General features: G+C 61.2%; 14 protein-coding genes and 1 tRNA gene. 9 read left to right on the forward strand and 6 right to left on the reverse strand.

What is annotated here, in order from left to right; genetic code table 11:
* Positions 1-90 precede the first annotated feature (90 nt).
* Entirely contained in the window at positions 91-2,043 is a 1,953-nt protein-coding gene (locus AC07UR_RS03225) for an acetoacetate--CoA ligase (RefSeq protein ID WP_209787460.1), read from the forward strand.
* Positions 2,044-2,366: 323 nt separating this feature from the next.
* Here AC07UR_RS03225 and AC07UR_RS03230 read toward each other — a convergent pair whose 3' ends face one another.
* On the reverse strand, positions 2,367-4,049 hold the full coding sequence (locus AC07UR_RS03230) for an ABC transporter permease (protein WP_209787458.1): 1,683 nt from the start codon (positions 4,047-4,049) through the stop codon (positions 2,367-2,369).
* Positions 4,050-4,142: 93 nt separating this feature from the next.
* Positions 4,143-7,634: a PAS domain S-box protein gene (locus AC07UR_RS03235; protein ID WP_494700004.1), complete on the reverse strand. Its 3,492-nt coding sequence runs from the start codon at positions 7,632-7,634 to the stop codon at positions 4,143-4,145.
* 230 nt (positions 7,635-7,864) lie between these two features.
* Here AC07UR_RS03235 and AC07UR_RS03240 point away from each other — a divergent pair, with 230 nt between their 5' ends.
* From AC07UR_RS03240 to AC07UR_RS03250, 3 genes are all read left to right on the forward strand, one after another.
* Positions 7,865-8,314, forward strand: coding sequence for a phasin (locus AC07UR_RS03240; RefSeq protein ID WP_077504281.1), 450 nt, complete (start codon positions 7,865-7,867; stop codon positions 8,312-8,314).
* Between the two features lie 148 nt (positions 8,315-8,462).
* Positions 8,463-8,539, forward strand: a tRNA-His gene (locus tag AC07UR_RS03245).
* Positions 8,540-8,760: 221 nt separating this feature from the next.
* Positions 8,761-8,991 carry a hypothetical protein gene (locus AC07UR_RS03250; protein ID WP_209787454.1) on the forward strand — a complete coding sequence of 77 codons (231 nt, stop codon included), beginning with the start codon at positions 8,761-8,763 and terminating at the stop codon, positions 8,989-8,991.
* 161 nt (positions 8,992-9,152) lie between these two features.
* Here AC07UR_RS03250 and AC07UR_RS03255 read toward each other — a convergent pair whose 3' ends face one another.
* Entirely contained in the window at positions 9,153-10,034 is an 882-nt protein-coding gene (locus tag AC07UR_RS03255) for a LysR family transcriptional regulator (RefSeq protein ID WP_209787452.1), read from the reverse strand.
* A 115-nt stretch (positions 10,035-10,149) separates the two neighbouring features.
* On the opposite strand from AC07UR_RS03255, the gene AC07UR_RS03260 reads away from it, so the two are divergent.
* The 3 genes from AC07UR_RS03260 to AC07UR_RS03270 all read left to right on the forward strand — a co-directional run bounded on the left by AC07UR_RS03260 (position 10,150) and on the right by AC07UR_RS03270 (position 14,036).
* The gene (locus tag AC07UR_RS03260; RefSeq protein WP_209787450.1) at positions 10,150-11,646 is read left to right on the forward strand and encodes a CoA-acylating methylmalonate-semialdehyde dehydrogenase; all 1,497 of its coding nucleotides are present in this window, start codon (positions 10,150-10,152) and stop codon (positions 11,644-11,646) included.
* A gap of 247 nt (positions 11,647-11,893) precedes the next feature.
* Positions 11,894-12,985, forward strand: a complete 1,092-nt coding sequence (locus AC07UR_RS03265; protein ID WP_209787448.1) for a YjgN family protein — start codon at positions 11,894-11,896, stop codon at positions 12,983-12,985.
* Positions 12,975-14,036 carry a M48 family metallopeptidase gene (locus AC07UR_RS03270; RefSeq protein ID WP_209787446.1) on the forward strand — a complete coding sequence of 354 codons (1,062 nt, stop codon included), beginning with the start codon at positions 12,975-12,977 and terminating at the stop codon, positions 14,034-14,036. The genes AC07UR_RS03265 and AC07UR_RS03270 overlap by 11 nt, the downstream gene beginning before the upstream one ends.
* 96 nt (positions 14,037-14,132) lie before the next feature.
* Here AC07UR_RS03270 and AC07UR_RS03275 read toward each other — a convergent pair whose 3' ends face one another.
* Entirely contained in the window at positions 14,133-15,152 is a 1,020-nt protein-coding gene (locus AC07UR_RS03275; RefSeq protein ID WP_412728330.1) for a Fe(3+) ABC transporter substrate-binding protein, read from the reverse strand.
* A gap of 213 nt (positions 15,153-15,365) precedes the next feature.
* Here AC07UR_RS03275 and rirA point away from each other — a divergent pair, with 213 nt between their 5' ends.
* Entirely contained in the window at positions 15,366-15,830 is a 465-nt protein-coding gene (rirA, locus tag AC07UR_RS03280; RefSeq protein ID WP_173419063.1) for an iron-responsive transcriptional regulator RirA, read from the forward strand.
* 101 nt (positions 15,831-15,931) lie between these two features.
* On the opposite strand, the gene AC07UR_RS03285 is transcribed toward rirA, so the two are convergent.
* Together AC07UR_RS03285 and AC07UR_RS03290 are read right to left on the reverse strand one after the other, a co-directional pair.
* The gene (locus AC07UR_RS03285; RefSeq protein ID WP_494700003.1) at positions 15,932-16,321 is read right to left on the reverse strand and encodes a response regulator; all 390 of its coding nucleotides are present in this window, start codon (positions 16,319-16,321) and stop codon (positions 15,932-15,934) included.
* Between the two features lie 157 nt (positions 16,322-16,478).
* Entirely contained in the window at positions 16,479-17,192 is a 714-nt protein-coding gene (locus AC07UR_RS03290) for a helix-turn-helix transcriptional regulator (protein WP_173419065.1), read from the reverse strand.
* Between the two features lie 658 nt (positions 17,193-17,850).
* Here AC07UR_RS03290 and AC07UR_RS03295 point away from each other — a divergent pair.
* Positions 17,851-19,446 (forward strand): ABC transporter substrate-binding protein, encoded by a 1,596-nt coding sequence (locus tag AC07UR_RS03295; RefSeq protein WP_209787441.1) that lies wholly within the window; start codon positions 17,851-17,853, stop codon positions 19,444-19,446.
* The last annotated feature ends 151 nt before the right edge of the window (positions 19,447-19,597 follow it).

The raw sequence follows: 19,597 nt of genomic DNA on the forward strand, positions 1-19,597 counted from the left end.
TCGCCAATGCGACGCCCGCGCAGGTTCTCCTGCTGTTTATTTTGCGTTGCAGCATGATATAGAGGGCGTGGAGTAGGAGTGGAGGAAAGCATGCAGTCTGAGCAACCTTTGTGGGTTCCCGGTCCAGAGATCCGCGAGCATAGCCCGATGGCGCAGTTCATCGCCTGGTGCAGCGAGCGCTTCGGCAAGGACTTTGCCGATTATGACGCGTTTCACGCCTGGTCGGTTGCCGAACGCGGCGACTTCTGGACGGCGGTCTGGGAGCATTGCGAGGTGATCGGCGATCGTGGCGCGACGGCTCTCGTCAACGGCGACCGCATGCTCGACGCGCGGTTTTTTCCCGATACCAGGCTGAATTTCGCCGAGAACCTTTTGCGCCGCGTCGGCAGCGACGACGCGCTGATTTTCCGCGGCGAAGACAAGGTCGGCTACCGGCTTTCCTGGGATGATCTGCGCGCACTGGTCTCGCGGCTGCAGCAGGCGCTGAAGGCGCGTGGTATCGGCAGCGGCGACCGCGTCGCCGCCATGATGCCCAATATGCCCGAAACGATCGCGCTGATGCTGGCGACGGCCTCGATCGGTGCGATCTGGTCGTCCTGTTCGCCTGATTTCGGCGAGCAGGGCGTGCTCGATCGTTTCGGCCAGATCAGCCCGAAACTCTTCATCGCCTGCGACGGCTACTGGTATAACGGTAAGCGCCAGGACGTTGACGCAAAGGTTCGCGCGGTTTCCGCGGCTCTCGGCGTTCCCACTCTTATCGTCCCCTATGCGGGCGAGGCGAGAGCGCTGGCTGCTTCTATTGCCGAAGGTGTGACGCTCGAGGACTTCATCGCGCCATTCGAAGCCCGGTCGCTCTCTTTCGAGCGCCTGCCGTTCGGCCATCCGCTCTATGTGCTGTTCTCCTCCGGCACCACGGGCGTTCCCAAGTGTATCGTACATTCCGCGGGCGGCACGCTCCTGCAGCATTTGAAGGAACATCGCTTCCACTGCGGGCTCGGTGACGGCGAAAAACTCTTCTATTTCACCACCTGCGGCTGGATGATGTGGAATTGGCTCGCCTCGGGTCTGGCGGTCGGCGCGACGCTCTGCCTGTTTGACGGCTCGCCGTTCTACCCGGATGGAAACGTGCTCTTCGATTACGCGGCGGAAGAGACGTTCGCCGTGTTCGGCACGTCGGCAAAATACATCGATGCGGTCCGCAAGGGCGGTTTCGAGCCGGCAAAAACCCACGATCTCTCCCATCTGCGCCTGCTCACCTCGACAGGCTCGCCGCTGTCGCCCGAAGGCTTTACCTTCGTCTATGAGGGCATCAAGCCGGATGTCCAGCTTGCCTCGATCTCCGGCGGCACCGACATCGTCTCCTGCTTCGTGCTCGGCAATCCGCTGAAGCCCGTGTGGCGCGGCGAGATCCAGGGGCCGGGCCTTGGCCTGGCGATGGATGTCTGGGACGACGAGGGTCGCTCCGTGCGCGGCGAAAAAGGTGAATTGGTCTGCACCAAGGCATTCCCGTCGATGCCGGTCATGTTCTGGAACGATCCCGAAGGCGTCAAATATCGCGCGGCCTATTTCGAGCGCTTCGAGAACGTCTGGTGCCATGGCGATTTTGCCGAATGGACGTCGCATGGCGGCATCATCATCCACGGCCGCTCCGACGCGACGCTCAATCCGGGTGGCGTGCGCATCGGCACGGCGGAGATCTACAACCAGGTCGAGCAGATGGAAGAGGTCGCGGAAGCCCTCTGCATCGGCCAGGATTTCGAGGATGACGTGCGCGTCGTGCTGTTCGTGCGCTTGGCGTCCGGCGTGTCACTCGATGAGGGGCTTGAGAAGGCGATCAAGAACCGCATCCGCACGGGTGCATCGCCCCGTCATGTGCCGGCGAAGATCATTGCTGTTGCCGATATTCCGCGCACGAAATCCGGCAAGATCGTCGAATTGGCTGTCCGCGACGTCGTTCACGGGCGCCCGGTCAAGAACAAGGAGGCGCTTGCCAACCCGGAAGCGCTCGATCTTTTTGCCGGGCTCGATGCCCTTAAAAATTGAAGGGGCGTTAACTTGTTCGCGCTTTTGGAATTAACCAAGGCTTCAGACTTGCTGATAAATCCCTAAAATTGTCGGATCGGCTGGTAAGGTCTTGTTAAGGATTGGGAGCGCATGGTCATCCCAACTTGAGGCCGGCCGATGAGTGGTCGGCGCCTGGCAGCGATGCCGCCGCAGACATGATGTCATTACTTCTCGAGCATTTGTTGGTTTAGCATTCGATTAACGAGGTGGCCTCCCAGCCGCCTCTTTTTTTGCCTTGAGGGTGCCGGGTCTTGCCGCGCTTCAGGCGGAGAGAACCTCTTCTCCCTTTTCCGGGATAGACCTTAGGGCCGCCGTTCCATCGATCGCGACACCAGGATCACGGGGATCATGCCGGCTATAACGATGATCATCGCCGCCACCGACGCATCCTCGACCTTCGCACGCGAGGCGTCCTCATAGACAAGGGTGGCAAGGGTGTTGAAGTTGAACGGGCGCAGCATGATCGTCGCCGACAGTTCCTTCATGGTCTCGATGAAGACGAGCAGTGCCGCGGTCAGGACGGCAGGGCGCATCATCGGCAGAAGCACGGTACGCAGCGTCTGCCCGCCGGTGCGGCCGAGCGCGCGCGCGGCCATGTCGAGATGCGGCGACAGTTTCTGGAAGCCCGCCTCCAGCGTGCCTTCGGCCATGGTGAGAAACCGCACGGTGCAGGCATAGATGATGGCAAAGCCCGTTCCGGTCATCAGCAGGCCGGTGGAGATGCCGAAGGCGCTGCGAAAGCCGGCATCGACCCAATTGTCGAGCGCTGCCAGCGGAAAGAGCACGCCGATGGCCAGAACCGTGCCGGGCACGCCGTAGCCGAAGGAGGCGAGGCGGCCGGCCGTGTCGGTGAAGCGCGAGCGCCCGGTCCGCGCCGCATAGGCGAGCACGAAGCCAAGCAGCACCGTCACCAGAGCGGTGGCACCGGACACCAGGATGCTGTGGAAGAGTGCGTTCAAGAGCCTTGGCTCGATGAATTGATCGAGCCGCTTCAGCGCGTAATTGCCCAGAATCAGGAACGGTACCGCAAAGCCGGAGAGAACCGGAAGCAGGCAGACGATCGTCGCGGCCCACTTCTTCCAGCCGGATAGCGAAAGCCTGGAGGCGTCATGCACGGCCGATGTCGTCTTCTGGCTGGAGAAACGCTGCCTGCGCCGCGCCGCTCGTTCGATCATCATCAGCCCGATGACGAAGACGAGCATGATGCAGGCGATCTGGGCCGCGCCGGCAAGGCTGCCGCGGTTCAGCCAGGTGTCGAAGATCGAGAAGGTCAGCGTTTGCACGCCGAGAAATTCGACGGCGCCGATGTCGTTGAGCGTCTCCATCGCGACCAGCGTCAGGCCGATCATGATCGCCGGTCGCGCCATCGGGATCTGGATGCGGAAGAACACTTTCAGCGGCCCGGCGCCAAGCGTGCGGGCAACGTCGGCGGCTGCGCGCCCCTGCATCAGGAACATCGAGCGGCAGGCGAGATAGATATAGGGATAGAGCACGGAGCTCAGCACCAGCACGGCGCCGCCGAGCGAGCGGATGTCGGGGAACCAATAATCGCGGCTCGTCTTGAAGCCGAAAAGGACGCGGATCGCCCCCTGCACCGGGCCGGTGAAGGTAAACAGCTCGCCGAAGGCATAGGCCGCCAGATAGGCGGGAATAGCGAGCGGCAGCACGAGTGCTGCAGACAGAAACCGGCGCAAGGGAAACTCGCAGCTTGCCACCAGCCACGCGGTCAGGATGCCGACGACGGCTGTCGTCGCCCCGGTCAGCCCGATCAGCAGCACCGTGCGGATGGTGGCGCGCGGGATGACGTTTTGCATGAGATGCGGCCAGTCTGCGCCGCCGCCCGAGATCGCCAGCCAGGCAATGGCGAGGATCGGCATCAGCACAATCAGCGAGGCACCCCCGGCCCACACGGCGAGCAGTGGATGCGAAAGACCGGTTTTCGCGCCGGTGCGGCGCCGCTTGAGGCTTTGTGACGTGGACTGCAATCGATCGGATCCGGAGCGAAACGGCAAGGAATGGCCGTGAGGACGCCAACAAACTGGCTTCCCCAAGTCAACATTTCCTTACAGCATCTGTCGTCAGTTCGCCAAGACGCGTTGTGACGGGAAGGAAATTTCCACCAGCGTGCCCTCGTTCGGTGCGGAGGTGATGGCGAACTGCGCGCGGTTGGCTTCAGCCATGGCCTTGGTCAGCGGAAGGCCGAGGCCGGTGCCGTCGCCGCGCTTGCGGCCACCTGTTGTCACCTGCCGGAACGGCTTCATCGCCTGATCGAGTTCGACGCGCGTCATGCCGACGCCGGTGTCGCGGATGCGAAGGATGACGCTGCCGTTCGCTTCATAGGAGGTGGATACGACGATCTGACCGCCCGATGGAGTGAAGCGGATGGCGTTCGCCAGGATGTTGAGCGCGATCTGCTTGATCGAACGGCTATCGGCGACCACGCTCGGCACCGTTGCCGAAAGCGACGTGCGGATGATGACGCGCTGGCTGTTGGCCTGCGGCTGCACCAGCGAGACCGCCTCGGAAACCGCATCGTTGATTTCGACCGAGCCGAAGTCGAGATCCATCTCGCCCGCCTCGATCTTGGAAATATCCAGGAGGTCGTTGACGATGTCGAGCACGTGGCGGCCGGAGCGGCCGATGTCGCCGGCGTATTCGATGTAGCGGGGATGGCCGACCGGGCCAAAATGCTCGCTGGCCATCATGTCGGAAAAGCCGATGATCGCGTTGAGTGGTGTGCGGATTTCATGGCTGACGCGCGCCAGGAACTCGGTCTTGTGGGCGTTTGCGGTCTCGGCCGCGCGCTTGGCGTTGCGCAACTCTTCTTCGGTGCGCTTCCACTGGGTGATGTCGCGGATGACGGCGCAATAGCCGTTGGAGGCGGACAGGCGGCCGATAGTCATGAACAGCGGCAGGAAGCCGCCCGCTGCCTCGCGGCCGATCACCTCGCGGCCGTCGTTGAGTACGCTGGCAACGCCGTGACCGGACAGGCCCTGCAGGTAGTCGATAACAGCCTTCTGGCTCTCATGGGCAAAGAGCGCCGCAAACGGCTTGCCGCGGATTTCGCTCTCATCGTAGTTGAAGAGAGCGCTCGCCGAGCGGTTGACCGAGCGGATATCGCCGTCATGCCCGAGAATGACGACGCCATCAGTCGCCGTCTCCAGGATCGAGCGCAGCTCGTCGATTTCAGTCTTGAGCTTGCCGACCTGTTCGTCGGGGACGACGGCAGGCTGAACGGTTTCAGCCGGGTCGGCTTCGCTCTCGTGCGGTTGCGAGGCTTCGGTCGATGCCAGCGCCAGCATCAGCGCGCTCTTGCCGTCCCAGCGGATCGAATGCAGGTGGGCCGTCACCGCAACCAGCTGGCCGGTCTTGCGGATCAGCGTCATCGTGCCATCAGGCTCTGCGTCGCCGATCTCTTCGTCATTGGCAAACAGCGCGTCGATGCCGCCTTCCTGCTCGAAATCGTCGAGGGTTTCGTATCCCGTCAGTCGCAGGAATTCCGGATTGGCGTGCAACAGATCGTCGCCACGATGCACCAGCAGGCCGACAGGCAGGCTGTCGAGGATCTCGCCGCTAAAGCCAACGGTTGCTATTGCCGCCGGATCGATGCCCGCTTCGGCCAGGTCGTCGGAGCGAGGTTCGGCTGCAGCGGCTTCGCTCGATGTCGGCGTCGCAAGCGTCCGTTCGGGCTCGCTGGCGGCAGTCGGGATCGCCTCAAGATCTGCTTCATTGTCAAGCTGCGATGCCGGTCGTTCGCTTTCGCCATGGGTGGCGTCGGCCGAAGCCTCGTCCGAGGACGTATTCTGGGCCTCTGGCATCGCTACGAAATTCTCGCCGAGCTGCCGCGCGATTTCGCGAAACGCCGCCTGCTCGCCGCGGGTAAGCGCGCTTGACCCGGCCGGGCGGTGCTGCTCGAGCTCGATGATCTTGTCGGAAGTCCGTCGTCCTGGCGTCTCGACGATGCGAAGCGCCGGCCGCTCGCCAAGGAATGGATCGGTCGACAGCTGAGGTTCGTCGGCGGTCGTCGTCGTCTCGTTCGCCTGCGGCTCGTCGACAAAAAGCGAGGGCTCGTCAGTATCGCTGTCGCTCTGAACCGCATTGATCGCCTCTTCGGCGACCGGCAGGTGCTCCGCAGCAGCCGGGGCGGTGGTGATATCGTCGGCCTCTGCCGGATCTTCGTCCCGGTCGAGCGAAAGGCCGTTGGCGTTTTCGTCTTCGATCGCGTCTGCAACGCGCACAATGCCGAAGCCGCGGAAGCCGTCGAATTCCCGCGAGCGCGAATAAGTCGGCAAAGCGGCGAGATCGACGGGAACCTTGAGGCTCGTACCTTCGACCGGCCAGAAGATCGTCTTTCCGGACCACGTGTCGCGGCGATGCAGGAGTTCGTTGATCTTGTTGTCGGGGTCGAGCCCGTAGCGGGCGGAAACCGAAGCGAAGCTGGCGCCGATCACGTCGGCGGCCTTCGGCCCGACGGCCGAGGCAAATTCCTCCGAGATTTCGCTGAACTGTCCTGCTGCGTCGATCTTCCAGACGAACCGCACCGCCCGTCCGCCGGCGGTAAAGGCGAAGTGCGACGGAGCGTCGGTGACGTCCGTTTGTGCAGGGGGTGCCGTCGGCAGCGCGTCGGTGGCAGGTGCCGTGTCGGCGATCAGCGATTGTACGGGCGCGTCCACGACAGCATCGGTTTGTTCGCGCGCATCTTCCGCCATTGTAGCGGGCGCCGTTTCCACGGGCGTCTCGCCAGCTCCGACGACTTCCTGATTGGGGAAGGGGGCATCAGCTTCAGTCGCGCCGACGGTTTCGTCGGCTTCCGCAAGCGGCTGCTCGATTTCGTCTTCGGCGATGACCTGATCATCCGCCGATACCGCCGCCTCGGCCGGTGCCTCGTCCGGATCGAGGTTGCCGAGAATGGTTTCCACCGCGAAGAGAAGATGCAGCGCCGGCTCGTCGGCAATCTTGCCGATGGCGGCCGGCAGGTGTCCCTTTGCCGTGGCGACCGGGCGCTTGATCAGCCAGTCGTGGTCGCGGGCAACAGCCAGCACGAGCTGGCGGCGCGTCTCGTCGGACATGCCGAGATTGGCAAAGCCCGGCGACTGCGCAACGATCGCGCCGTCGGCATCGAGCACCGCCATGTGCGTGTCCGGGCCATCAAGGCCGGCGATCATGCGTGCTGCGCGATCCTCCGTCGAAAGCGGCTTGCCGGAATGGGGGGCCGTAAACAGCACGCCGAGTTCGTCCGGCCGGACGCGGATCAGCTCGACGGCCGTATTGAGCGGCACGCTTCGAAAGCCCGCGGCAATGCGCATCAGGAGCTGGCGGCGGTCGCCGACCGAAACGAGCTGTGTCGCCGCCGCCTTCAGCTGGCGCGCCGACAGGTCGTTCGGGCTAGGCCCGGATTCGATGAAGTCGTAGATGGAGTCTGCGCCGAAGAAAGCGGCACCCTGATCGTTGGCCCAGAGAACGCGGCTCAAATCCCGCGAAAACAGGATCGCCGCATCGCCGCGCGCAAAATGTTCGCGCACCCGCTCGTGCACGGCAATGTCGATGAAGGGGTACTGTCTTGCGGGCATGGACGGGCCTATTGACGGGTCGCGGGTACGTTAACACTCTATTAATACCCGCCGAGCGGCTGAGGGTCCAGCAATCCGGGCCTTTCGCTCACCCCTTTCACCGCGAAGGGTTAACGCAGGTGAATTTGTGCACTGCACAATTTTATTGCAATGCACAAGAAGATCGATTATATAAGGTGCATCAATCAACGGCGCCTCAAATGAGGGCCCTGACACCAAGGAGCGCTTTCATGGCTACCAAGAAGATCGACGACGCATTTTCCTTCTCCTCTTTCGACCCGGCCAAGGTTGCCGACAGCTTCCGCGACTTCGCGGAAAAGGGCGCTGCCCAGTCGAAGGATGCCTATTCCAAGATGAAGACCGCTGCCGAGGAAGCCAGCAAGACCGTCGAAGCGACGCTTGAAAGCGCCCAGACCGGTAGCGTCGAGCTCGGCCTCAAGGCTATCGACGCGCTGCGCACCAATGCCGAAAACTCGCTGTCGCACATGGAAGCGCTGCTCGGCGTGAAGTCGCTGTCCGAATTCGTCGAACTGCAGACCTCGTTCTTCCGCAAGCAGGCTGAACTTGCCGTCGAGCAGACCAAGTCGATGCAGGAAGCAACCAAGAAGGTTGCCGAGAATGTCGTAAAGCCCGGCAAGGATGCCGCTGAAAAGGCGATCTCTTCTTTCAAGAAGGCCTGATCCGCGCCGGCCCCTGGCCGCGCTGGGTTTGAATGGGACCGGGTGGCTTGCCATCCGGTCTTTTTGCAGGATAATCTCAAGTTTAGGCTTGCAATGCGACGGAAGTCTCCGTATGTGAGCCGCCAAGCGACTGATGTCGCTTGTTTGTGCGGTTGTAGCTCAGTTGGTTAGAGCGCAGGTTTGTGGCACCTGAGGTCGGAGGTTCGAGACCCCCCAACCGTACCATTCTTTCCACAATAAAATCATACTCGCTGTCAAATGTTTGCAGTCGTAACCTTGGTTGTGGCCCATTTGCTATCTGCTGCGGGACTAAGCTTCGTGAAGGTCGTTTTTCCGTCGCGTTGCCACCCAACGTGGTTCCCAACTTGAACGAAGGCTCGGCGCGCTGGACGTTACGTGATGCTGGTAATTGTGCCTAAGAAGAGCAAGCAAAAATGGGGTTCCAAATGCTGGATACGTACGCCGTAAAGTGGTCTGCAGATCAACCCGGTGAGTATGAAGGTCACGTTCTTCATCTCGGGCTTTCGCGATCCGAAAAAGAAGCTGCCGAGCGTGGTGCTGAGCATTTTTCCGTCGAGACTGAAGACGTCGATGTGAAGTTGGGGCGTGACCGAGGCGACAAGGATTGCTTCTATGTGTCTGAAAAAGAACACTACGCTTCTGCATTCACCCGGTGAGTTGGCTTGCTTGGCCATCTGCCTCCTCGCTTCGGGGAGTTAAGGAAAGCTTTGTGCATCGTGCGAAGCGCGTTATCCGACAAGGCCTGACTGTGATTAGCTATCCGCATTGAATGCACAGCTTCCACGCCCAGACCTGCGCCCGCCGGCACCTTTTCCCCTCAAGCAAACATCTGATGCTCGGCGGTCACCAATTCCTGCAGAAACGCGGCGACGGTGCGCACGCGCACAAGGTCGCGGGCGCTTTCGTGGTAGGTGGTCCAGTAGGCGCGCCGGATCGTCGTTTCCGGCAGGATGCGTTCCAGCTCCGACGTGTGCCGGGCGATGTAGTTGTGCAGGATGCCGATGCCGGCGCTGGAGCGCACGGCTTCCGTCTGGCCGGTGGCGCTGGAGATCTCGAAGGAGGCGTCCCAGCTGCGCATGATCTCGGCGGAAAAATTGAGTGACGGCGTGAAGATCAGGTCTTCGACATAGCCGATCCGGCGATGGTGTTTGAGGTCGTCGATGGTCTTCGGCGTGCCGTGCTGCGCCAGATAGGTCATCGACGCGTAGAGGCCGAGCGTGTAGTCGGTCAGTTTCGATGAGACCAGCCGTCCCTGTTCCGGCCGTTCGATGGTGATGGCGATATCGGCCTCGCGCTGCGACAGCGAGAAGGAGCGGGGGACCGGCACGAGCTGCAGCTTCAGTTCCGGATAGCGCGCCGTCAGCCGGCCGAGGCGGGGTGCGAGGAAGGAAACGCCAAAGCCATCAGGGGCGCCGATGCGCACGGTGCCGGCGATCGCCGTGTCGATGCGGCCGATCTGCGACTGTGCGGCGAGCATCTCCGTTTCCATGCGCTCCGCGGCCGACAGGAAGATCTCGCCCTCTGCCGTCAGCTCGCAGCCGTTCGGCCGGCGCACGAGGAGGCGGGTCTTCAGCGTTTCCTCAAGCGCCGTCACCCGCCGACTGAGCGTGGCATGGTTGAGGCCGAGCCGCTTTGAAGCGGCAAGGATCTGCCCGGTGCGGGCGACCGCCAGGAACATTCTCACATCGTCCCAATTCATGTTTCTGACCTCGTGGACTTCAATTTACGCACAACGGTTGCTGAATATCGGAAATTGCTTTGTTCAAATCGTAGTGCGATCATGCCGCCACAATCAAGATCAGGAGGAGACATCCATGTACGAACTCGGTCATTTCATCGATGGCAAGCGCGTTGCCGGCACCAGCGGCCGCACGAGCAACATTTTCAACCCGGCAACGGGCGAAGTGCAGGGCACCGTGGCGCTGGCAAGCGACGCGGAACTGGGCGCAGCCGTCGCCAGCGCCAAGGCTGCGCAGCCGAAGTGGGCCGCCACCAACCCACAGCGCCGCGCCCGCGTCTTCATGAAGTTCGTCGAACTCTTGAACACCCACATGAACGAGCTTGCCGAGATCCTGTCGCGCGAGCACGGCAAGACGATCGAAGACGCCAAGGGCGATCTCGTTCGCGGCCTGGAAGTCTGCGAATTCGTCATCGGCATTCCGCATCTGCAGAAGAGCGAGTTCACCGAGGGTGCTGGCCCCGGCATCGACATGTATTCGATCCGCCAGGCTGTCGGCATCGGCGCCGGCATCACGCCGTTCAACTTCCCCGCCATGATCCCGATGTGGATGTTTGCGCCGGCGATCGCCTGCGGCAACGCCTTCATCCTGAAGCCGTCCGAGCGTGATCCGTCCGTTCCGATCCGCCTCGCCGAACTGATGATCGAAGCAGGCCTGCCGGCCGGCATCCTCAACGTCGTCAACGGTGACAAGGGCGCGGTCGACGCGATCCTCACCAACCCCGACATTTCTGCCGTGTCCTTCGTCGGCTCGACGCCGATTGCCCGCTATGTCTATGGCACGGCTGCCATGAACGGCAAGCGCGCCCAGTGCTTCGGCGGCGCCAAGAACCACATGATCATCATGCCGGACGCCGATCTGGACCAGGCTGCCAACGCACTGATGGGTGCGGGCTACGGCTCGGCCGGCGAGCGTTGCATGGCAATCTCCGTTGCCGTTCCGGTTGGCGAAGACACCGCCGACCGCCTGATCGCCAAGCTGACGCCGATGGTCGAAAGCCTGCGCATCGGCCCTTACACTGACGAGAAGGCCGACATGGGCCCAGTCGTCACCAAGGAAGCCCAGGCGCGCATCAGGAGCCTGATCGACAGTGGTGTTGAGGCGGGCGCCAAGCTCGTCGTCGACGGCCGCGATTTCAAGCTCCAGGGCTATGAGGATGGCTACTTCGTCGGCGGTTGCCTGTTCGACCACGTCACCCCCGACATGGACATCTACAAGACAGAGATCTTCGGACCGGTTCTTTCGGTTGTTCGCGCCAAGAACTACGAGGAAGCCCTCGACCTGCCGATGAAGCACGAATACGGCAACGGCGTCGCGATCTACACCCGCGACGGTGATGCTGCCCGCGACTTCGCCTCGCGCATCAACATCGGCATGGTCGGCGTCAACGTTCCGATCCCGGTTCCGCTCGCCTACCACTCCTTCGGCGGCTGGAAGTCCTCGTCGTTCGGCGACCTCAACCAGCACGGCACGGACTCGATCAAGTTCTGGACCAAGACCAAGACGATCACCGAGCGTTGGCCGTCTGGTATCAAGGATGGTGCCGAATTCGTCATGCCGACGATGAAGTAACAACGGGATAAAGATCCTCCCGCCTCCAGGGCCTCCTTCGGGAGGCCCTTTTTTGTTGCATTCTGCAATCCAGCACAACTAGGATGAGAATCGCGGAGAGGGTGCGAATGCTGATGGCGGCACCGATGTCCTTCGCGGAAACTGGTGAGCGGGGGCACACCAAGCCAGTCATGTGTGATTTTGTGCGGTTGCGCGCGGCGGCGATTTTGGAGCTGCTGTCGTATGGGATGGATCTAGGGGGATTTCCATGGTCGTAGCTGAGGCGACGTCGTTTCAGGCAGTGCAAGAGCGGGATGTGTCGAGCGATTTTCACCGCTTCTCGTTCATGGGAAGCGGCAAGGAATACTTCGGGATCTGGATCGTCAACGTGCTTCTGACGATCGTCACGCTCGGCATTTATTCCGCCTGGGCGAAAGTGCGTCGCAACCGGTACTTCTATGGCAACACCGTTCTCCTCGGTCGTGGCTTTGAATACCACGCCAAGGGCAAGCAGATCCTCATCGGGCGGCTCATCGTTCTTGGAGTATTGGTGGTGCTGAACATTATCGCCACGCTCGTGCCGATCCTGGTGCTGCTGCCCACACTCGCCGTCATCGTCGCCCTACCTTGGCTGGTTGTCAGGGGGCTGCGGTTCAATGCGCGCGTGACGAGCTATCGCAATGTCCGCTTCGACTTCGTTGGGGGAGTCGGAGGCGCTTTCAAGGCGTTTATCCTCGGTGGTCTGCTGGCGGTAATCTCGCTTGGTCTGCTGGCGCCGCTCGCCAGCCGTTGGGTCGGACGATACGTCGGATCGAACTTGCGCTTTGGCGGCAAGGCCTTTCACACGGACCCACCGCTTGCGCCGCTTTATCGTGGGCTGCTCATCGGCGCTGCGTTCGGGGTCGCCATGGGTATCTTGGTCGCGGCAATCATCATGGGTACGCTTCGAGCGACGGGTCTGGCGGCGACGGGAGTGGGTTCCCCCACGCTACTCTTTGCCGTTGCGAGCAGCAGCTATGTCCTGCTCCTACTCGTCTATGGTGTAGCAACGCTGTTCTATCGCGCTGCCGTACGCAATACAGTCTGGAGTTGGTCGAAGTTCGATGAAAAGCATCGGTTTCTCAGCAGCCTTTCCCGCGGGCGCTACACTTGGATCGCGATTTCGAACCTTCTCGTCACGATCCTGACGCTCGGTCTCATGCGGCCCTGGGCCGCCGTGCGAATGGCGCGCTATACTTGGGAGCATACCAGCGTGCTGGTCGTCGGATCGGTCGGAATCCTCGTCAGCGAACTTGAACAACAAGGTTCGGCAGTCGGCGCAGAATTCATCGAATTCGAAGGCTTCGATTTTGGTTTCTGATCGCGCGTCAATCGCCTCAGGAGAATGGCATCCGCCCGGTTCGAGCCGGTCGGTGCCTTCGCGGCTTGTGGAGACGGGCGGCAAGATTGCCGCGCAAGACGAGACGCGCGCCAACCTCGCGGTTGCGGATTTCGTGCAGCTCGATATCTCTGCGCGTGTCGGCACGATTGCGCGGCGGGTCGAGTTCCCGGACGGATCGCTTTTCGAGACGACCGACAACGACGCCATCGATCGGCTGATGATCGAACGCGGCAAGAGCGTCCACGGCGTTGTTCACCAACTGGAACGCTTCCGTCCGCACCTGGTCCTCGTGGTCGCAGCAACGGTATTTCTCGGATGGGCCGTTTATCGCTTTGCTGTTCCGGCATTGGTCGAAGTCGCCGTTTTGGTGACCCCTCCCGTCGTGCCAGAGCTCATGTCGGCAAGCACCATGAAGGCGCTGGACGGCGGCATCCTGGACCAGTCGCAGGTGACGGCCGAGCGGCAAGAAAGGATCCGGGCAGGCTTCACGTCGATTGCTGCCCTCTCCAACCGCGGTGAAGCGGGCTATACGCTCAATTTCCGCAAGGGGGGGCTCATCGGACCCAACGCCTTCGCGCTCCCGGACGGCACGCTGATCGTCACCGATGAACTGGTCGAGCTTGCCGGCGACGACACCGAAATGATCGTCGGCGTGCTGGCGCACGAGATCGGTCACGTCGAGCTGGAACATAGCCTGCGGCAGATCTACCGCGCGGCCGGTGTTGCTGGACTGGTGATGATGATTGGCGGCGACATCGGCTCAGGTGCGGAAGACATTCTGGTGCAGGGCGCCGGCCTTTTGTCGCTCTCCTACTCGCGGGCAGCGGAGGCGGCGGCGGATCGGCATTCCGTCGAGTTGATGGTGAAGGCCAAGCGGGATCCCACGGCGATCGCCCGGTTCTTCGATCTGCTCGAAAAAGAGCTTGGCGACAGTTCCGATACCAGCATCCTTGCGACCCATCCCGGCACGCCGGAGCGCCGCAAGGCAATCCTCGACTATGCCGGCGAACTCAAGGCGCAGGGTCAGTAGGGGAAGGGGCTTCGAACTTTGTCGCCCACGGTAGATCAAGAAACGAAAACGGCGGGCACATGGCCCGCCGTTTCCCGTTCATGCAATGGGTTTTGATCAGTCCTGCGGACCGTCGTTGTAGCCGACCTTGTCGACCAGCTCGGATGCCTTCTTGCGGTTGGCGGCAATCTCGGCCAGCGGCAGCTCGTCCGGCTTGATCGTGCCGAAGGATTTGACCACGTCGGAGGGCTCGGCACCCGGCAGCACCGGATATTCGTAGACCTGCTCGGCATAGATCTTCTGCGCTTCGCCTTCCGACAGGAATTCCATCAGCTTCAGCGCGTTGTCCTTGTTCGGGGAATTCTTGGCGAGCGCCATGCCCGAAATGTTCACATGCGTGCCGCGGTCCTTGGCGTTCGGGAAGAGGACCTTGATGGCCGCTGCCCATTCCTTCTGCTCCGGCTCTTTCTCGTTGGTCAGCATCAGGCCGACATAGTAGGTGTTGCCGAGCGCAAGGTCGCATTCGCCGGCGAGGATCGCCTTGGCCTGGTCGCGGTCGCCGCCATCGGGCTTCTTCGCCAGATTGTTCTTCAGGCCGGTCAGCCACTTCTCGGTCTCGGCTTCGCCGTTGTGGGCGATCATCGAGGCGAACAGGCCGATATTGTAGGAGTGCTGGCCGTCACGCGTGCAGATCTTGCCCTTCCACTTGGGATCAGCGAGCTCTTCGTAGGTGATGTCGTTCTCAGCGACGCGGTCCTTGGAGGCGTAAACGACGCGACCGCGGGTGGTCAGGCCGAACCAGTTGCCTTCAGGATCGCGGAAATGTGCTGGAATGTCCTTGTTGATCGTCTCGTTGACGACAGGCTGGGTCACGCCTGCGTCCTTGGCTTCGGTGAGGCGGCTGATGTCGACTGTCAGGATCACGTCCGCCGGCGAGTTTGCGCCTTCGGCCTGGATGCGCTCGACGAGGCCCTTGTCGAGGAAGAGCACGTTCGTCGTGATGCCGGTTTCCTTGGTGAAGGCATCGAGCAGCGGCTTGATCAGGTCGGGCTGACGATAGGAATAGATGTTGACCTCGCCATCGGCCCAGGCGGCCGTGGACGCGAGCAGGCTTGCGGTGAGGGACAATACGCCCATTGCAGCTCTTGAAACGGACATGGTTTCCTCCATTTTTTGGTTTGAGCTAAGTTAACAAAATCGCTCATCTTTTTGATCCGCAGCTGGCCAACAGTCAACCGGGTAACGGTTAACGATCAAGCAGATGTGACTTTTTCGGTTTTTTGGAATTGTTCCAAACTACGATCCGTCCTATATGAAGGTTCGATAAACCTCTCGATTCCGGAGCAAATGATGCGACTGACGAAACAAACGAACTACGCAGTTCGCATGTTGATGTACTGCGCTGCAAACGGCGAGAGGCTCAGCCGCGTTCCCGAAATCGCCAAGGCCTATGGCGTCTCCGAGTTGTTTCTGTTCAAGATCCTTCAGCCGTTGACCCGCGCCGGCCTGGTTGAGACCGTGCGTGGCCGCAACGGCGGCGTACGCCTGCCGAAGCCCGCTTCGGCCATCACCCTGTTTGATGTGGTCAAGGTGACGGAAGACAGCTTCGCCATGGCCGAATGCTTCGAGGCCGGCGAAATCGATTGTCCGCTGGTCGACAGCTGCGGTCTCAACTCCGCTCTGCGCAAGGCTCTGAACGCATTCTTCGAAGTGCTGCAGGGCTATACCATCGACGATCTGGTCAAGGCGCGTCCCCAGATCAACTTCCTGCTTGGTATCGAAGAGACCAAGCGTCCGCAGACGACTGCGGCCTGAACCCAGTTTCGCGGCGCCGCGTGTCCGTCATGACGCCCGGCGCTGCACCGCCTGATTCTGCCGCATGATTTCGCGGTTCAGGGCTGCTTCCGGCCACCGTTTCAGTGCGGCGCCAGATACTCCCTCAGTATGAACTCTATTGCCGTCGGATCGATCTCTGACTTGTCGATGCGGAAATCCGCGCCGTATTCTTCCAGGTTCTGGAAATAGGGCTCGACGAGCGACCCCGAGATAACACCGATCGGGCCGATGAAGCCTTGGTGCCGGAGCGCCGGTACCGTTTCGCGGAAGTCGCGCTGCGGCTGAAGGCGGTTGTCCATCAGCACCATCGAGACCGGTTTTCCCGACCGTAGGAATTCGAGCGCGCTTTCGATCGTCTGGCAGTAATGCAGTTCAATCGCGATCGTGCTGACCTTCTTGATCAGCCCGCGCAGAATGAGGTTCTCCGCAGGGTCGTCGTCAACGAGCAGGATATGGGCTTTTTGTGTCATGATCGTCCAAGTACCTGAGTGACCGGGAGCCATTCTGCGGTGCTCGCCTGCCATCGGCAAGCGGCTGGGTGGTGGGTGTGTATTGTTTCTGCGGCGTCCGATTGCAGCCTTTCCGCCTTGCGGCGCTGCCATGTTCAAATCGTCCCGTCGACCGGCGTCACTGAATGATCTGTTCGCGTATCGCCTTCGCCACCATTTGCGTCCGATTGACGACATCCAGCTTCTTCAGGATCGTCGCCGTATGCGAATTCACGGTGTGTTCCGATACCGATACGATCAGTGCAATCTCGCTGGCTGTCTTTCCATGGGAAATCCACTTGAGAATCTCCGTTTCGCGCGGCGTCAGGCCCATCCCGGCCTTGTTGGAAAGCGCGATGCGGTAGAAATAGTCGAAAGCGCAGATGGCATCGTAGGTCAGCTCGAAATGCTCGGAGCGGGCGATATCGTTGCCGTCGCCCAGGAACAGTACGGCATACCGCGCGCCCGTCGCCGCCGCGTGCACCGGCACGCTCAAGAGCAGCTCGAAGCCGAGCTGGACAAGCAGGTTCTGGCCGTTGGCGCAGTCAGGGTCATCAGCTCTCCAGACGGAGGAAATAATCGACGTGTGCAGGGTCTTGTAGAAGAGCGAATCGCCGAAGCGGTGACGTTTGTCGTATTCTTCCGCCAGACCCGACGGAAGATCGTGCAGGACGAGCCGGGTGGACAGCATGCACGCGTCGTTCTCGTTGCCGAGCTGCAGAATGCCGAAATGATTGAAGCCGAACCGCAGCGCCATCGTGTGAAAGATGCGGAAGAAGTCGACGCGGTTGAGCGCTTTCTCCAGATCGTTGCGGAGATCATAGCGCCTGTGATTTTCCAGCAAACTTGCCACGAATGCGCTACCCCTTTGTCGCGAGGCGGCAGTCTACGCGCAAGGCCGGCTCAATCAACCGCATGAGGCCGGTGGCGAAATTGCGGATTGGCATCGTCACGACCGTCTCTCGGCGGCATTGCCGCGAGACCGAAAGCGCCGTGAGGCGGATGCCGCCCCCTCCCAAGGACGTTGTGGCACGTCGATTGTCTCCCCCGAGATTTTGTCTAGGTTCTATTGCACAATCGGTCGGGTGATTTCTACCCAACTATCTTGGGATTGACCGTTTCTTGCGATTTCATCGAATCGCTGCCCCTTGCGTCTGTGGCGATACACGCAGGGCGGGTGAATGGGAGCGAAGGATGGCTACAACCAGTCCGTTCTGCGCATGCGCTTTGCCCGTCGAACATCGCTCCGCACCGTCGACGATAGACCGGATGAGCACGCGGCGCACTGCCCGTGCAGGGGCTGTCAAAGGCCACGGAAATGTCAGGGTATTCTAAAACAGTGGACAGATTTCCAGCTCCGCTGCGGGTAGAATTTTTCGCATAGACAAATTTGTTGGGCGACTTATTGCAATGCGACGCCAAATGTCGTTCCATCCGGCCTTGACCGGGGGCAATCGTCATTCCGCGTCAGGAAAACACGAGAACAAAAACAAATCTGGGAAGCAAAGCTCATGAAAAAGCTCACTACTCTCTTTGCAGCGACGGCGCTTGCCACGCTGATGGCCGGCTCTGCCTGGTCGAAGACGTTCGTCTATTGCTCGGAAGGTTCGCCTGAGGGTTTTGACCCGGGCCTGTACACCGCCGGCACGACGTTCGACGCGGCTGCGCACACGGTCTACAACCGCCTGCTCGAGTTCAAGAAGGGCACGACCGAAGTTGAGCCGGGCCTCGCCGAGAGCTGGACGATTTCCGATGACGGCCTGGAGTACACCTTCAAGCTGCGTCCGGGCGTCAAGTTCCAGACGACCGAGTTCTTCACGCCGAGCCGTGACCTCACCGCAGACGACGTGGTTTTCTCGTATGAGCGCCAGCTGAAGGCTGACAACCCCTGGAACAAGTACATCGCCGGTACTTCCTGGGAGTATGCCGCCGGCATGGGCTTCCCGGAAGTCATCAAGTCGGTCGAGAAGGTTGACGACCTGACGGTCAAGTTCACCCTGACGCGCAAGGAAGCGCCGTTCCTCGCCAACATCGCGATGCCGTTCGCTTCGATCCTGTCGAAGGAATACGCCGACAAGCTGCAGGCTGACGGCAAGATGGAACAGATGAACCAGATGCCGCTCGGCACCGGTCCGTTCGCTTTCGTCGCCTACCAGCAGGACGCCGTCATCCGCTACAAGGCAAACCCGGACTATTGGGGTGGCAAGCAGAAGATCGACGACCTCGTCTTCGCGATCACGTCCGACGCTTCGGTTCGCTACCAGAAGCTGCAGGCCGGCGAATGCCACCTGATGCCGTTCCCGAACGCTGCCGACGTTGCAAAGATGAAGGCTGACCCGAACCTGAAGGTCATGGAACAGGCCGGTCTCAACGTCTCGTACCTCGCCTACAACACGACCCAGGCTCCGTTCGACAAGCCGGAAGTGCGCAAGGCGCTGAACAAGGCGATCAACAAGCAGGCAATCGTCGACGCCGTCTTCCAGGGCGCAGCCCAGCCGGCCGTCAACCCGATCCCGCCGACGATGTGGTCCTACAACGACAAGCTCGAAGACGACACCTACGAGCCGGAAGTCGCCAAGAAGATGCTCGAAGACGCAGGCGTCAAGGACCTGTCGATGAAGCTCTGGGCAATGCCGGTTTCGCGTCCGTACATGCTGAACGCCCGTCGTGCGGCTGAACTGATGCAGTCGGACTTCGCCAAGGTCGGCGTCAAGGCCGAGATCGTGTCCTACGAATGGGCCGAATACCTCGACAAGTCGAAGGCCAAGGATCGTGACGGTGCCGTCATTCTCGGCTGGACCGGCGACAACGGCGACCCGGACAACTTCCTCGACACGCTGCTCGGCTGCAACGCTGTCGGCGGCAACAACCGCGCACAGTGGTGCAACCAGGAATTCGACGCCCTCGTGAAGAAGGCCAAGGAGACCTCCGATCTCGCGGAGCGCACCAAGCTCTACGAAGAAGCTCAGGTCGTCTTCAAGCGCGAAGCGCCGTGGGCCACGATCGACCACTCTCTCTCGGTCGTGCCGATGCGCAAGAACGTTGAGGGCTTCGTTCAGAGCCCGCTCGGCGATTTTGCCTTCGACGGCGTGGACATCACCGAGTAATTTAGTTAACTGATCCTTAAGGGGGCGTTTGCCAAGGGCAAGCGCCCCTCTTTGCATCCACTATAGCGACCCGAGCTCCAGCTGGAGCGCACAAGGTCGCTGTGGCATTTCGACTTACTGCATGTTTCGCCGTCAAGGTGGGAAGGCATGC

The sequence above is a fragment of the Ensifer sp. GW821-FHT05G01 genome (assembly GCF_059419585.1).